The organism is Asaia bogorensis NBRC 16594 (genome assembly GCF_001547995.1).
Classification (GTDB): domain Bacteria; phylum Pseudomonadota; class Alphaproteobacteria; order Acetobacterales; family Acetobacteraceae; genus Asaia; species Asaia bogorensis.
This window is the reverse complement of the sequence record NZ_AP014690.1, coordinates 1,029,940-1,045,000: the sequence shown is the minus strand read 5'-3', so window position 1 is coordinate 1,045,000 and position 15,061 is coordinate 1,029,940. Positions and strand designations below refer to the sequence as shown.

At 61.2% G+C, this 15,061-nt stretch carries 16 protein-coding genes (1 of these 16 cut by a window edge); 12 read left to right on the top strand and 4 right to left on the bottom strand.

What is annotated here, in order from left to right:
* The 3 genes from Asbog_RS04670 to spt all read left to right on the top strand — a co-directional run.
* Positions 1-1,367, top strand: partial view of a fatty acyl-AMP ligase gene (locus Asbog_RS04670; RefSeq protein WP_062164254.1) — the 3' portion only. 373 nt of this gene lie to the left of the window's left edge; 1,367 of the gene's 1,740 nt are visible here — the last part of the coding sequence; the start codon falls outside the window, past its left edge; the stop codon is at positions 1,365-1,367.
* A 148-nt stretch (positions 1,368-1,515) separates the two neighbouring features.
* Positions 1,516-1,767, top strand: a complete 252-nt coding sequence (locus Asbog_RS04665; RefSeq protein WP_023979234.1) for an acyl carrier protein — start codon at positions 1,516-1,518, stop codon at positions 1,765-1,767.
* A gap of 5 nt (positions 1,768-1,772) precedes the next feature.
* A complete protein-coding gene (gene spt / locus Asbog_RS04660; protein ID WP_062165711.1) occupies positions 1,773-2,966 on the top strand; it encodes a serine palmitoyltransferase in 1,194 nt (397 codons plus the stop codon).
* 79 nt (positions 2,967-3,045) lie between these two features.
* Here the strand turns inward: spt and Asbog_RS04655 are convergent, their stop codons facing one another.
* Positions 3,046-4,011 carry a hypothetical protein gene (locus Asbog_RS04655; protein WP_062164253.1) on the bottom strand — a complete coding sequence of 322 codons (966 nt, stop codon included), beginning with the start codon at positions 4,009-4,011 and terminating at the stop codon, positions 3,046-3,048.
* The gene (locus tag Asbog_RS04650) at positions 4,004-4,963 is read right to left on the bottom strand and encodes a diacylglycerol/lipid kinase family protein (protein WP_062164252.1); all 960 of its coding nucleotides are present in this window, start codon (positions 4,961-4,963) and stop codon (positions 4,004-4,006) included. The genes Asbog_RS04655 and Asbog_RS04650 overlap by 8 nt, the downstream gene beginning before the upstream one ends.
* 167 nt (positions 4,964-5,130) lie before the next feature.
* Here Asbog_RS04650 and Asbog_RS04645 point away from each other — a divergent pair, with 167 nt between their 5' ends.
* The 6 genes from Asbog_RS04645 (at position 5,131) to Asbog_RS04620 (ending at position 11,010) form a co-directional block, all read left to right on the top strand.
* Entirely contained in the window at positions 5,131-6,066 is a 936-nt protein-coding gene (locus tag Asbog_RS04645) for a metallophosphoesterase family protein (protein ID WP_062164251.1), read from the top strand.
* Positions 6,063-7,256, top strand: a complete 1,194-nt coding sequence (locus Asbog_RS04640) for an LptF/LptG family permease (RefSeq protein ID WP_083510706.1) — start codon at positions 6,063-6,065, stop codon at positions 7,254-7,256. The genes Asbog_RS04645 and Asbog_RS04640 overlap by 4 nt, the downstream gene beginning before the upstream one ends.
* Complete coding sequence (locus Asbog_RS04635; protein WP_023979228.1) at positions 7,253-8,347, top strand: LptF/LptG family permease; 1,095 nt, start codon at positions 7,253-7,255, stop codon at positions 8,345-8,347. The genes Asbog_RS04640 and Asbog_RS04635 overlap by 4 nt, the downstream gene beginning before the upstream one ends.
* Before the next feature lie 104 nt (positions 8,348-8,451).
* Positions 8,452-9,171 carry a sterol desaturase family protein gene (locus Asbog_RS04630; protein WP_231944692.1) on the top strand — a complete coding sequence of 240 codons (720 nt, stop codon included), beginning with the start codon at positions 8,452-8,454 and terminating at the stop codon, positions 9,169-9,171.
* Entirely contained in the window at positions 9,168-9,926 is a 759-nt protein-coding gene (locus Asbog_RS04625; RefSeq protein WP_062164249.1) for a nucleotidyltransferase family protein, read from the top strand. The genes Asbog_RS04630 and Asbog_RS04625 overlap by 4 nt, the downstream gene beginning before the upstream one ends.
* Before the next feature lie 10 nt (positions 9,927-9,936).
* Positions 9,937-11,010: a glycosyltransferase family 4 protein gene (locus Asbog_RS04620; protein WP_062164248.1), complete on the top strand. Its 1,074-nt coding sequence runs from the start codon at positions 9,937-9,939 to the stop codon at positions 11,008-11,010.
* Here Asbog_RS04620 and Asbog_RS04615 read toward each other — a convergent pair.
* Positions 10,984-11,310, bottom strand: coding sequence for a hypothetical protein (locus Asbog_RS04615; protein ID WP_146926490.1), 327 nt, complete (start codon positions 11,308-11,310; stop codon positions 10,984-10,986). The genes Asbog_RS04620 and Asbog_RS04615 overlap by 27 nt on opposite strands.
* Positions 11,311-11,360: 50 nt before the next feature.
* On the opposite strand from Asbog_RS04615, the gene Asbog_RS04610 reads away from it, so the two are divergent.
* From Asbog_RS04610 to Asbog_RS04600, 3 genes are all read left to right on the top strand, one after another.
* Positions 11,361-11,912 (top strand): MmcB family DNA repair protein, encoded by a 552-nt coding sequence (locus tag Asbog_RS04610; RefSeq protein ID WP_307723602.1) that lies wholly within the window; start codon positions 11,361-11,363, stop codon positions 11,910-11,912.
* 26 nt (positions 11,913-11,938) lie between these two features.
* Positions 11,939-12,763 (top strand): inositol monophosphatase family protein, encoded by an 825-nt coding sequence (locus tag Asbog_RS04605; RefSeq protein WP_371861670.1) that lies wholly within the window; start codon positions 11,939-11,941, stop codon positions 12,761-12,763.
* 167 nt (positions 12,764-12,930) lie between these two features.
* On the top strand, positions 12,931-13,782 hold the full coding sequence (locus tag Asbog_RS04600; RefSeq protein WP_062164246.1) for a lipid-binding SYLF domain-containing protein: 852 nt from the start codon (positions 12,931-12,933) through the stop codon (positions 13,780-13,782).
* A 115-nt stretch (positions 13,783-13,897) separates the two neighbouring features.
* On the opposite strand, the gene mltG is transcribed toward Asbog_RS04600, so the two are convergent.
* Positions 13,898-14,947 (bottom strand): endolytic transglycosylase MltG, encoded by a 1,050-nt coding sequence (mltG, locus tag Asbog_RS04595; RefSeq protein ID WP_062164245.1) that lies wholly within the window; start codon positions 14,945-14,947, stop codon positions 13,898-13,900.
* Positions 14,948-15,061: the final 114 nt, after the last annotated feature.

Below are 15,061 nucleotides of genomic sequence, written 5' to 3'. Positions count from 1 at the left end.
TGAGCGCCTCTGGCGCACGCGCCGTTGTAGTGCCGGAACTGATCGGTTCCTGGACGCAGGATATCATCGAAGGGCTCGATCTGGCCTTCGGTGGGTCTCCCGCCGAGTTGCTGCAGCGACCCGCTTCGAGCGAACCGCTCCCGGTCATTGATACAAATGACCTGTCCTATCTCCAGTTTTCTTCGGGCAGCACGCGCTTTCCTATAGGTGTTGCTGTGACGCAGTCAGCCGGGATGGCCAATGCCCGGGCAATCGCTCGTGACGGCTTGCAGGTTACCGAAACGGGCGATCGCTGCGTGTCCTGGTTGCCGCTCTATCATGACATGGGGCTCGTCGGGTTCTTTCTCACCCCCATGACATGTCAGCTCACTGTCGATCTGCTGCCCACGCGTGAGTTTGCCCGTCGCCCGCATGTCTGGCTCGATCTGATCAGCCGCAATCGCGGGACGATCGCCTACAGCCCATCCTTTGGCTATGAACTTTGCGCGCGTCGTCCGGTCTCCGGCGATCTCGATCTCTCCTGCTGGCGTATCGCCGGCATCGGGGGTGATATGATCCGCCATCATATCCTCGAGACTTTTTCCGAACGCTTTGCGGCATATGGTTTTGACGGTCGCGCCTTTGTTGCCAGCTACGGTATGGCTGAAGCTACCCTCGCCATCAGTTTCGCACCCCTCAACACAGGCATCGCGACCGACACGATTGATTTGCGCACGCTGGAGACCGAAGGCGTGGCGCGGGCATCCAACGATCCCTCTCATGCTCTTCGCACTTTTGTGCTTTGTGGCGTCGCCCTGCCAGAACACGATGTTCAGGTGCGCGATGCCAAGGGCGACCTGCTGGAGGAACGCCACGTTGGCATGGTCTATGTCCGTGGCCCCAGCCTGATGCGCGGCTATTTTGGCCGCGATACCGAGACGGCCGAAGTGCTTGATGAGAAGGGATGGCTCAACACGGGCGACCTTGGCTACATGCTCAACGGGCAGGTGGTCATTACAGGTCGCGCCAAGGACCTGATCATCATCAATGGTCGCAACATCTGGCCGCAGGACCTTGAGTGGTCTGCTGAGCACGAAATCACCTCCCTGCGGTCACGCGATGTCGCCGTGTTTGCCGTTGAAGAAGAAGCTGGCGAACGCGTAGTGGCCCTCGTGCAGTGCCGTGCGACCAATGACGACGACCGTGCCCGCCTGCGCGAGGAGACGATGGGCCTTTTCCGTCGCCAGCACGGCGTTGATGTAGACGTCATTCTCGTGCCGCCACATACCCTGCCCCAGACATCGTCTGGCAAGCTGACGCGAGCCCGGGCAAAGGCCATGCTTCTCGCTGGTCAGTTCGAGACCATGACCAGCAGCACCGCAGCCTGACAAACATGCCGGAGCCTCATCCAAGGTTCCGGCACCTCGTTCAGGGCTTCGGAGAAACTGCCCCCTCTGGCCTTCCTTTCAAGCCTGACGCATAAGACGCTTCATCTGGGGTGCTTGTCACCCGAACGCCAAAAGCCGGAGAATTTTGATGACCGATACGGTCGCCTCCATCACTGCGATGATCATCGACAAGCTCCTTGCCAATCCGAAGGTGCCACGCGACATCAACGGTGACAGCAAGATTGTCGAAGATCTCGCTTTCGACTCACTGGCCGTCATGAATTTTGTCATGGAAATCGAGGATGAACTCGATGTTTCCGTGCCGCTCGACAAGCTCGCCGATATCCGCACGATCCACGATCTTGCCGTGTGCCTCTCAAGCCTGAAATCGGGTGGTTGATCCTCGTGACCGATATTTTTGCCAAATATGCAGGCCTCAAAACCGCCGCCGCTGGTCTGACCGCCAAGTCGCCGCGCAACCCGTTCGGCGTCGTCATCGATCACCCTGTCTCGGCGACGGTAGGCCTGATCGAAGGGCGCGAGACACTGCTGTTTGGAACAAACAACTATCTCGGCCTGAGTCAGTCCCGTGCCGCGGCAGAAGCCGCAATTGAGACGGTCAGGCGCGAGGGCGTTGGCACAACAGGTTCACGCATTGCCAACGGCACCTATGCCCTGCACCGCAGGCTGGAAGCCCGTCTGGCTGAAGTGTTCCGCCGCCGTCACTGCATGATTTTCTCGACCGGCTATCAGGCCAATCTCGGCGCGATCTCGGCTCTCGCGGGCAAGGACGACATCCTGCTTCTCGATGCAGATAGTCATGCAAGCATCTATGACGCGAGCCGCCTCGGTTACGCCCAGGTCATACGCTTCCGCCACAACGACCCGGCTGATCTCGACAAGCGCCTGTCGCGCCTGAAAGACCACCAGGGCGCAAAACTCGTCGTTGTCGAGGGCATCTACTCCATGACCGGCAACGTCGCGCCCATGCACGAATTTGCCGAGGTCAAGAAGAAGCACGGCGCCTATCTCTTGGCGGACGAGGCTCATTCCTTCGGTGTGCTTGGTGAGAACGGTCGCGGCGTGGCTGAGCGGGACGGCTGCGAAGACGATGTGGATTTCGTGGTTGGCACGTTCTCCAAGTCGCTTGGTACCGTGGGCGGTTACTGTGTCTCGAATCTCGACGGGCTGGAGCTTATCCGTCTCTGCTCACGTCCCTACATGTTCACGGCGTCGCTTCCGCCAGAAATCATCGCCTCCACGCTCGCCGCGCTGGATGAGATGCAGGCCCGCCCCGAACTGCGCAAGCAGCTCTATGCCAATGCCGAGCAGCTCAATCATGGCCTGCACAAGCTGGGTTTAAAGACCAGCCCGCATGTCAGCCCGGTCGTTGCCGTGACGCTGGAGACAGTGGAGCAGGCCCTGGCATTCTGGAACCGCCTGCTCGAACTGGGCGTCTATGTGAATCTCTCACTGCCGCCCGCGACACCGGACGAGCATCCGCTGCTGCGTTGTTCTGTCATGGCTGTCCACACGGCTCAGGAGATCGATAAGGCGCTTTCCGCCTTCGCTCAGGCCAAGGCAGAAATTATGGGCTGAACATCGCCCGCCACGGCGTTAAAAAGGGAGGCCAGTCTGTCACTGGCCTCCCTTTTTTTGTCTCAGCAAGCCTTTGGCCTCAGCCCTTCATCCCCTTGAGGAAGATCCCTCTGGCCCGCCACAACAGGCAAGGCAGGCAGATGAGCGGGTGGCGAGCCTCGAAGGGCGAGAGTGCAAGACGAAAACCGCTATGTCGCTCGATTTTCCACGCAAGATAGGCCGCCCCATCGCGAAAAGTGAAGGCCGCCTTCACCAGGCGGGCGATATTACGCCATCGCCCGTGTCGCGCCATGCGGGCCCAACGTTTGCCGGCACGGATCCGGGCAAGCCGCGTTAATCTGGGCCTCAACTGGCCGTCCCGCTCGTCGAATTCCAGATGGCCCAGCGTCCACGCATCGCGTGTGAGAGCTGCATACCGGTTTTCGAGCCCCTGCATGATGGTTGAACCACGGCTCTCATGCTCGACCCGCAATTCGGCGCGATAGGTCCGACTGAAGAGAAGGCGCCACCACTCGGCGGGCGCATGCGTACCCTCACCCAGACGTGCGGCCCAGCCAGAAGCGGTCACAACGGCACGGCGCAGCACATCGAGAAGTGCCTCGGCGGAATCCGCATTGCGTACCCAGACAAGCCGTACAGGCTGGCAGAAACGCGCCCAGAGCGTCGTATCCTGCGAGCGTGGCGAAACACGGGAACGGAATTGCGCCAAGGTAATCAGTGCGACCTTGGCCCGCAAAATCTGACCCCCGACCTCATGCTCGGCATAAAACACATTCGGTGGAAGCAATGCGTTGCCGAGCAAGGCCAATGGAGGAGCTGGCCAGTCTGACAGGCGCTCGAGCACGATATAGAAGTCAAAAAGCCCGTCAGGATCGAACTGGCGCAGGCCCGAACCGTAGAACAGGACCCCGAGCGGGCGTGCAGTCCCAAGTATATGGGCCACCAGCTGGTGGATACGCGGGTCAACCGGGGTTGTCAGTTCGCTAATCAGCGTCCGGTCAAGCAGGGTCTCGGTCTCGACCGGACGTGCCGCATGGTCAGTCATGCACAAAGCCAAACTGGGGCCCTTCGGAAAGAAGGATACGATGTCCTGCTCCGGGCGCAAAGCGCTCACCATCAAGCACGAAATCCCCCGCGCAGGTCAGGACCATTCGGCTGGCGCGTCCGCTCATGTAGTCTCCGCTCTGGCGCAGCCACGAAGGAGCGCGCCCCCGCAGCAGCGACCAGGTCGCCTGAAGCAGGCGGCGGGGATGATCGGCCACATGCAGATAGTGCAGCCCTTCGGACCTCGCCTTGCCGCTATTCCAGAATGGCCAGATGCCCAGATCCAGCTTTTGCAGCGCCGTCGAGAGAAACAGGAAGCTCTGACCGTCAGCGAGGGTTTCGCCATCGCCCTCGAGCGTGAAGCGATCTCCCGTCAGCCAGGTCTCACGCTGCCGGCGCCAAAGCAGGCTGCCGAACGCGCCCACCAGCGTAACGGCCACAGCGAGATTATGCGGCGCGTAACGCAGCACATGCGGGGAATGGGCTATTGCAATGGCACGCGCATAGCCGGAACTGCCCTGAAACATGCCAAGGCGCGCCCCATGCTCGTTTTCCGGCCATGAAATCTTGAGCGGGCGTCGATTGGTGCGTGGAAGCACTTCGCCATGGTTCCAGAGCTGGCGCAGGGCGGCGATCCCGCGATGCGTGAACCCGACGTCACGGGCAATCAGATTGGTGTTGCCGGACGGAAAGATGGCGAGATCAGGCAACGCGCCTTCCGGATAGGCGCGCATGACGGCCGTCATGACGTCGCTGACTGTTCCATCACCGCCATTGATCGCAATCAGCCGGACATTGCGTCGCGCGAGATCCTCGACCATCTCGGTCATCTCGTCATGGGAAGCCGGGACAAGAAACCCCTCCCCCAGAAGCTGATGCGCCTGTCTGGCAAATTTCCTGCCATCGCGCCTGTTCTTGCGACTGCGTGGATTATGGATCAGGGCTAGGCGCACGGCAGTATCATTTATGTTACGGTCAATCCTCTGGCCCGACGCAACTTCGGGCGTCCGCCTTGCGCGGCGCCATAGCATGACTTACGCAGCGGGACCAGAAACCGATTGGTCATTTTTGGATTTTGCCGGTATCGGCCTTTGACCTGTGGTGACGAGGAGAGAGGCAGATGACCGGAAACAGCGATACGTCACCAGTGGTTCTGGCCCATCTGTCGGATGTTCACCTCCCCCCGCCTGCCCCCCTGCCGTCATGGCGTGCTTTCACGAACAAACGCGCCCTGAGCGTCGCTTCCTGGAAGCGCCACAGGGTGCATCGCCACCGACCCGAGCTTGCGACTATCGTGCGCGAGGATATCGTCGCCGCCGCTCCGGATCTCGTTCTCAATACGGGCGATCTGACCAATTTCGGACTGCCGGAGGAATGCGCCGCAGCGGCTGACTGGCTCGCCTCCATGCCGGCCCGGACGCTGGTGGTGCCCGGCAACCATGATGCAATGGTCCGCTCGAATTGGCCGGACCATGCCGGGTTATGGTCAAAGTGGATGGAAGACACCGACGAGACCAGCTTTCCGTATTGCCACATCCACGGCAATGTGGCGGTCATCGGGCTGAATTCCGCAATCCCGACACCACCCTTCATGGCTTGTGGGCGCATCGGCAAGACGCAGCGCGAGAAGCTGGCTCAACTTCTGGACGAGACAAAGATTCTTTGTCGCGTGGTCATGATCCATCATCCGCCACGGGCCGGGCTTGTTCCGTGGCGCAAATCCCTGCTCGATCACAAGGCCGTTGCTACAGTCATCGCCCAGCACGGAGCCTCGATTGTCCTTCACGGACATTCGCATGACGCTACGCTTGCAACGGTCCCGGGCAGCGAAATTCCTCTGGTTGGCGTTCCATCAGCATCCCTGCTGTCCTCACGCCCCTGGCGTCAGAGTGGCTGGAACAGAATCGCCATTACTCCCACGCAGGAAGGCTGGACCATCGACCTGCAAACCAGACAATTCACGAGTGATGTCGGCTGGCGGTGCAGCCGCCATCGGCGCTGGCAGCAACACTCAGAACTGCGCGGTCAGATCATGAAGGCGAATGAGCCACGATGATGCGCCTCCCCCATTTTCCCACGCTTGATCGCTATCTGCTGGCCCAGCTCGTTCCCCCCTTCGTGGTGTCGCTGGCGGCGGTGCTCGCGGCGCTCCTCCTGGAGCGCCTTCTCGTCCTGTTCGATGACCTCGCCGCGGAAGGCAGTTCGCTGGCGACCTTTGTGGCCCTGCTGACGGATCTGCTGCCGCATTATCTGGGCCTCGCCCTGCCTGCTGCCCTGTGCGTGAGCGTCTTCCTGATCATCCGGCGCATGAGCGACAACAATGAGATCGACGCCCTGATGGCGAGCGGCGTTTCTCTTTTGCGCATCGCACGCCCTTATATGTGGACCGGCGTTGCGGTCGGCTGCGGCAGTATTCTGCTCTACGGCTATATCCAGCCGGTTGCTCGCTACGATTTCCGCTCTGGTTTCTATTATGCCGCCCATTCAGGCTGGGCCCCCCACCTGCAAGCTGGCATGTTCGCGACAACAGCAGATGATTCCATGCTCACCGCCGATCGCGTGACCCGTAATGGTACCGTTCTGCATGAGGTTTTCATTCGCCAAAGAGAGCCTGGTGGCGCCGTCAGGATCATCACCGCCCATCGCGGACTGATCACCGCGGTGCCTTCGCTCAAACAGACACGCCTTGACCTGTGGGATGGGCTGATTGTCTACGACCCGCGCGATGGCAGCAACAAGGCCACGCAGACCCGCTTCGACCACAGCATGAAAGTGTTCGACCAAAGTCATGACACGGCGGTCTTCCGCTCGCGCGGCATTGATGAGCGTGAATTGACCCTCGTGGAGCTGGCAACCCGGCTCGAGGCGTCCCATCAATCCGACAATCAGAACGGAAATGGTGGTATTACCCGCTCGAGCCTGCGTGCGGAGCTCGATTTCCGTCTTGCGCGTGCGCTTGCCATACCGTTCATCCCGCCGCTCGCTGTAGCGCTGGCGATTGGTGCCAAAAGACGACGCCCGATCATTGGGCTGATCGCCCTTGCCCTCGTTCTGGTGGGGTTTGACCATACGCTGCAATTTGGTCACGGCCTGGTGGCGACGGGCAGCATGCGCGGCTTCTTCGCCATATGGCTGCCCGAAATCGCTTTCTGTACGGTCTGTCTCGCCTCAATTTTCAGACGCTCGCGTGGATCGTGGCGACGCCGCAAGGCCATTCCGCTCGGCCCGGCAAAGGCCACATCATGATCCCGCTCAATCCATCGCGCTCCGTGCTTCTGATGCATCTGACCAGAAGCTTCATCGGGCGCACACTGATCTGCGGGGCCATACTCGTCTCGATGATGGAGATCCTCGGACTCCTTGAGATGACAACGCCCATACTGGAGCGCCATCTTGGTGCCCTTGGGCTGGTCCGTTATGCCCTGCTGAAATTACCGGCCCTGACCGTACAGACCCTGCCACTCAGCACCCTCATCGGCGCGTTGTTCATGCTTATGCAGATGACGCTTGCAAGCGAGATGGCCAGTCTGCGCGCCGCCGGTCTGTCGACCACAAGGCTGCTGACACTCCTACTGCCCTCCATAGGCATCATCAGTGTCGCGGGGATTCTCACACAGGAAATCATCGCGCCACGCACCGAGCTTTCTCTCGCGAAATGGTGGAACCAGACCGATCCGAAAGCTGCCGGAAGCGGTCATGGTTTCTGGTTTCACGCCTCGGGCAATGTCATTCACATCGACAGCTTCACAGAAGGCGGTCGCCGTATCCAGAAAATCGCGGTCTACCACCGCGCCAATGGGGGTGATCTGACCGCTACGGATACCGCACCGGAGATGGTTTACGACACCCTCACTGGCTGGCGCGCTGCCTCGGTGCGCAGCCTCGTCCTGAAAAGCAACCGCGTGGAGACCACCTTGCGGCAGGACGTGTCGCTGCTGCCAGCCCGCGTGACACCGGATACGCTGATCCAGCTCTCGCAATCCTATCCGGTTCTTTCCTGCTGGTCGCTATGGACCATACTGCATCGTGGCGGTGCCTCCAGCCTGCCCAAGGCCACCTATCGCATGGCGCTTTTTGCGCCTTTCACCCTGCCGGTTTCGCTTTGCGCCATGCTGTTTCTGGCGCTGCCTGTCATCTATATTCCCCCCCGCACAGGCACCCGTAGCCTCCTGCCCATTGCGGCGCTGGCTGCGGGTTTTGGTTTCATCGTGTTGCAAGGCCTGATACAGGCTCTTGGCAATGCGGGGACCTTGCCTGCGTTAATTGCCGTCACGGCGCCTCCCGCCCTGGCATTCCTCCTTGGAGGGGCATGGATAGTGAAGATGGAAGAGAAATGAGTACGTTCAATTCTGAACACTCGGAAGGCTTCTGGCGCGCCTTCTGGAACGCCCGGAAAAACCAGGGCTCACTCCGCACGGGACGAAGCTTCGATCTGGGAAAGATGAGTCTGCCCCATCTCTGGATGGCCTATCTCACCTACCCCACCATTCTGCTCTATTTCGCGCTCATTCTGACTTCAGCTGCCGCCGCGCTCTGGTTTGGTCCGAAGGCTGCACCGACGCTGATCACCATCGTTCTGGTGGTGGGCATCTACCCGTTTGCCTGGTACGCCATCCATCGCTTCATCCTTCATGGACGCTGGCTGTATCGCAATCCGCTGACTGCCTCGCTTTGGAAACGCGTCCATTTCGACCATCATCAGGATCCCCATCTCCTTGATGTGCTGTTTGGCTCACCGCTCAACACGATCCCGACCATCGCCATCATTGTCATGCCTATCGGCTGGGCCATCGGCGGTATCAGCACGGCATTTGCCGCGCTCTCCACGGGCCTGGTCATGACCTGCATCTATGAGTTCTTTCACTGCATCCAGCATCTGGCCTACAAGCCGCGCTGGAACTGGGTTGCGAAAATCAAGCAGCTGCATGTCCTGCATCACTTCCATGATGAGGACGGCAATTACGGCATCACGAACTATGCTGCCGATCGCCTGTTCGGAAGCTTCTACAAGGACGCCCGCGCCCGCCCCCGCAGTGCTCATGTATTCGACCTCGGCTATGACCTTGAGGAGGCACAGCGCTATCCCTGGGTGATGAAGCACACGGGCGCCCCGCCCAAGCAGCGCCCCGACGGCGCCCGGCGTGGCAGCGCCGCCTCGTGACACTACCCGCGCTGGTTCTTGCAGGCTCACGCGACGGAGCGCAGGACCCGCTCGCCCGGCTTGGAAAGGTCGGGCACAAGGCCCTGCTGCCGGTCGGCGGTCGCCCCATGATCGACCGCGTGCTGAGCACCCTCGAACAGACAGACGGGATCGGCCCTGTTTCCGTCAGCATCGAGGATCACGCAGCCCTACGGACACTCGAACGTCCCTTCACCTGCCTGCCCACTGCAAGCGGCCCGAGCGGCAGTGTCGCGCTGGCGCTCGAGGCGCTCGGCACACCGCTCCTGATCACGACGGCAGATCATCCGCTGCTGCGCCCTTCCTGGATCACCGCCTTTGTGCGGGAGGCCAATCAAAGCGATTGTGATCTGGCTGTTGGCGTCGCCCTGAAGGCGACAATCGTGCGCGATGTCCCCCATACCAGACGCACCTATATACGTTTGCGTGACATGACGTTCTCAGGCTGCAATCTGTTCCTGATGCGCACGCCAAAGGCGCGTGCCGTCGTCACATTGTGGCAAAGCCTGGAACGCGACCGCAAACGCCCGCTCAAAATGGCGCGCACATTAGGCTACGGCATCCTCCTGCGAGCATTATTGGGCCGCCTGTCCAGCACGGCCCTCGTGGCCCGTTTCAGCCAACTGACCGGTGCAAAGGTCGCGCTGATCCCAATCGATGACGGTCGTGCCGCTGTCGATGTGGACAAGCCGCAGGATCTCGAACTGGTCGAAATGCTGCTGGCCCGATCCGCTTGAGCATGGCCCCATGAAAATTGCCTATGTCATCAATTCGGTCGAGGGGGGCGGCGCCGCCTTGCCGGTCCCGGCCATCACGCAGGTCATGCGCGATCAGGGTCACGAGGTTATCGTGCTTGCCCTCACCCGCCGCGATGGCCGCGCCATCAGGCCCATGATTCAGGCTGGACTGACCGTGCATGTCCGTGAAGGCGGCAGGAAGGACCATCTGGCCGCCCTTACCTGGCTTGATCGCGAGATTGGCGAGCAGCGACCCGACCTCATCTGGACCTCCCTCACACGCGCAACCCTCCTCGGGCAGCTCGTCGGGTTAAGGCGTCGTATCCGGGTGGCAAGCTGGCAACACTCCGCGCGGCTCAAACCCGCCAATGCACGGCTTTTGCGGCTCATGCGCGGGCTGTCCCGTCTGTGGATTGCCGATTCCACCTGCGTCGAACTCGAAACCGAGAAGAAACTAGGGCTTGGCGCCGATCGACTCACCTGCTGGCCTATCTTTCGGGCAAGCAGCGACTTCCCACGCGCCGTACCGTGGTCGGAAGCCGGCCCCATACGGATCGGCTCACTGGGGCGCCTCCATCCGGTCAAGGGCTATGACGTGCTCTGTGCAGCCGTGAAGCTGCTCGGCAAAATCGAGGGCCTGCCGGAATACGAGGTTCATATCGCCGGCGAGGGCGAGGAGCGTGATCGCCTGGCGGCCCTTATCGCCCGTGACAGGCTGCCGATCGTCCTGGACGGCTATAACGCTGACCCGAGGCAGTTTCTGGCAACCCTGCACCTCTATGTGCAGCCCTCACAATGGGAGGGGCTGTGCCTTGCGGCGCATGAGGCGCTGCTTTGCGGCGTGCCGGTCATCGCCTCCGAGGCTGGTGAATTGCCGCATACGATCACGCAATCCTGCGGCCGGATCGTTCCCCCGAACGACCCGGAGACGCTGGCGCTGGCGCTGGCCGGGTTGCTGCGTGAACCCGGCCAGTTGGCTGCGATGGGCGAAACCGGTCGGGCCCGTGTTCTCTCGCGTTTCGATGCGGCCTCTTTCGATCGACGGGGCGCCGAGATTCTAGCGCGACTCGAAAGCACTCTGTGACCGCGTCTGGGTCAGATGCCCGGAGAGGCGGAAATCCATCTGGGCAAAGACCACGGAAGCAACCAGCAGCAGGATCCACACCATGCGCGGCGCAGCCTGACGCTCTAAAAACGTCGCTGCCCCAAAGGCAATGAGCGCCAGCAGATCGAGCGCAAAATGCATCCGTTCATCAAGATGGCCGCAGAAATACCCCAGCAGGAACAGGAAAACGCCAAGACCTGCGGCACTTAGCGCTTTCTCCCGGCGCATAAAGGCAACAAGCGGCATAACCCCGTCCAACATCTCGCGTTTATCAGACAAATCTTTCTCCAGAAGGACGTGAGTTCGTAGCTGATGATGAGTAACGGCAAGTGAGCGATACGCAAAGTCCTGCGCCCGATGATCAGGCGCCCCCGCTCGATACCCAATCAGCCCTCACCCTGCCCGAAACGCAGTTTGCCATACGGCGCGCCATGCTCGGGCTATGCCGCACCATGCGCTGGGCCTGCATCAACGAGTTCTCGTTACCGGCAGCAGGTCGGCGGGCCGACATCATGGCGCTGACGCAAGACGGGATGCTGCATTGCATCGAGATCAAATCCGGACCTCGCGATTTTCTAACCGACCGCAAATGGCCTGAGTACCGTGACTGGTGCGACCGGCTCTATTTCGCGGTGGATCAGGCCTTTCCACGCGATCTGATCCCGCAGGATGTCGGGCTGTTCGTGGCCCATCTGCCCGAAAGCCCCTCAACCATCCTGCCGGAATGTGCCATGATCCGGGAAAGCCCGCTCTCGAAGCTGGCGACCGCCCGCAGGAAGACCCTGATGCAGCTTTTCGGCCATGGCGCCGCGCTGCGCCTCATGGCGCTTGAAGACCCTGCCATGACGGCCTCCCTTCGTGCGGCCCGACGTGTCGAATAAGGAGTATCTGCATGACCACCCCCGCGATGAGCGTTACCCATTCGAGTGATTCCGACACGAATCTCGAGCGCATGATTGCGCAGCGTCTGGAAGTCGCCCGTGCGGTTGTTGCCGATGCCGCCGCCCTTGCCATGGCCATGCGCCCCCCACCGGGCGGCCCGACCGGCACCACCAAGGGTATGCAGGATTACGTAACCGAGGCCGATATGGCGGTAGAGGCACTCGTCTCCCGTCGTCTGGAAACGCTCTTCCCCGAAGACGGCTTCATGGGAGAGGAAGGCGGTCGACACAGACAGGGCGGCCTGACCTGGGTGATCGACCCGATTGACGGCACGTCGAATTATGCGCGTGGCCGTGAGCGCTGGTGCGTTTCTCTCGGCCTGATGCACGGCGATGTGCCCGTAGCCGGGGTAATCAACGCTCCGGCTCTGGGCGAAATCTATACGGCCCAGCGCGGCGTGGGCGCCTGGATGAACGGCCGCAAACTTGTCGCCTCACCTGTGACAGACCCGAAAAGCGCCATGGTTGAAATGGGGTGGAGCGCCAAGGTCTCGCCTGAAACCTACGCCCGTCATGCACAGGCTTTTCTTGAGCTGGGCATCGCGCCACGCACTGGTGCCTGCGGCGCTCTGGCCCTCGCCGATGTCGCCTCGGGCCGCTGCGATGGCTATCTAGAAATCGCCATCAATCTGTGGGATGTCGCGGCAGCGCTGGTCCTGCTTGAGGAGAGTGGCGCGCGCGTCTCGCCCTTCCTGCGCGATGGCGGCCTGACCGGGGCGAGACCCATTCTGGCCACCGCTCCGGGCGTGGCTGAGGCGGTTGCACAAGCAGCCGGGATGGAACTGCTCTGATCGTCTCTTGCCGTCATCGCATGATCTGAACCATTCTCACGCCATAATTGCCGCTCAGGAAATATGGTCTGCCGTACCCGTCTTCGGATACGCAAATCCTGTTTTCCTGTTCGGGTGTTCCCGGTCCGGGCGCGCCCTGCCGGCTCCAGATATGAGGCCCCTACCCTATGGTTTCTTTTCCCTGCCGACTCGTCGCCTCGACGGTACTTCTGGCATCGGGCCTGAGCGCCCTGCCTGCCATGGCCGCATCGAAGCAGCAGGCGCTGGTCGATCGGGCAACGCTGGCTGTTCAGGACATTTTTCAGGGGACCAACCCCAATTCGCGGGCGCAGCGTTATCTGGCCAAGGCCCGCGCTGTGATGGTCTGCCCATCGGTCTTTCGCATGTCGATCGTATTTGGCGGCGCAGGTGGCGGCTGCCTTCTGCTCTCGCGCGATGCACGCGGCTCATGGTCCGACCCTGCTTTCTACACGCTGAGTTCGGCCTCGATGGGCATTCAGCTTGGGGTCGAAAGCTCGGAGCTGATGTTCTTCGTCATGTCTGATCGTGGCTTGCAGGCCCTGCTCGACAGCCAGTTCAAGTTCAGCGCAGGGGCCTCGGCCTCATTTGCCAATATGGGCAGTGGCATCGAGAGTGGCTCAGCAGGCGCTTCGAACACCGATATCCTTGCCTTGCAAAAATCCTCCGGGCTGTTTGCCGGGGCCTCGCTGGGGGGCTCGAAACTGACAATCGACAGCAGCTCGAACCGCGCCTTCTATAACCAGCCAGTCGGCCCCGAGGATATCGTCATCTCAATGCGGGTGAACAATACGGGGGCCGATCCCTTGCGCCGCGTTCTGATGCAGGTGGTCCAGCAGCAAGGCAGCACGCCCGCCACCGGTAGCGCCGCAGCGACAGGCCCGGCAACCACCAGCAGCGCTGGCAGCAGCCCCTACCCGGCCAACTATGACAGCCGCAAATCCTATGCCAGCCAGTCACACGGCGCGATCAAGAGCGAGTCTCTCGCTGCACCGAAATAAGCGCCGTATTTGAGTTGCCAGGGTTTCCACTGCTGGGCTGGCCCCTTAACGGAAACCCGCCCCCTGCGAGAGAGAGGGTATGGCGGGCAGTGCTTTCCGACACCTGCCCCTCACCTCAATGCCGATGTTGAGACGGCTCTCCGGCGCCACGACCATCGTGCCGCGCCGGCGCAGCTTGAGGTGACGCGGCTTTGACGGTTCCGCGCAGGGCTTTGAGCGTTTCAACACGCTGGTTATGCTCGTGCAAGTCATGCGAAAAGCCGTGGCCGCCTGTGCCATCTGCGACGAAGTAGAGCATATCCCCGCTCGCCGGATGGGCGACCGCATCAAGCGCAGCAAGCCCCGGTGAACAGATTGGACCGGGAGGCAGACCATCAATGACGTAGGTATTATGCGGCCCCGCTTGATGAAGCTCATCATGGGTCAAGGCGTAGTCGAGCGTGCCCAGCCCATCGCTCAGATCGTAGATGGCTGTAGGGTCGGATTGCAGTTTCATCCCCTGCGTCAGGCGATTGAGAAATACGCGAGCCACTTTGGGTCGCTCAGCCGCAATACCCGTCTCGCGCTCGACAATCGAGGCCAGAATGAGAAGCTGTTCAGGCGATGTCAGACCGATGGAAGGATCACGCCCTGCCCATACACGGGCGAGCGTCTCACTCATGAGCGTTTCCAGACGGCTGACAAGACGGGCGCGTGATGTATCGCGTTCATAGGCGACCGTCTGGGGCAGGATTGCGCCTTCACGCAGCGGCGGCACCTCTCCCGTCAGAAACGGGGCCTGTTGAAGAATTATCGCGATCTGCCGCGCTGTACGCCCCTCCGGGATGGTCAGAAAATGCCGGACTGGCTGCCCATGACGTAACACATAGAGCACGTCGAGCATCGAGGCCTGCGCCGGGAAATGCAGCTCAGCGGCATGCAGGGCCCCATGAGACGCCGTTGCCCGGGCGGCAAGACGGAAACTCAGTTCGGGTAGTGTTCCGGGCGAGATAATCCCGGCCTGCGCCAGATCATGGGTGATATGGGCTGTTGCGCCATGCGGGACGACATGATCGGTAGCGGCCTGCAAGGGACCGGGCTGCGTGACCTGATGCCAGATCAGTGCAGCCGCTCCTGCCGTGGAAAGGAGCAGAAGCAGGACAAGGGCGAGAATGACACGCTTCATGTTCACTCCCGAAAGATCAGATACCGGTTATCCGGCAACCATTACTGAAGATTCTTGACGTGGAACCGTTTCAAGCCAGCGCCCGGTGCCGATTCCCGTCACACTGCACCACGA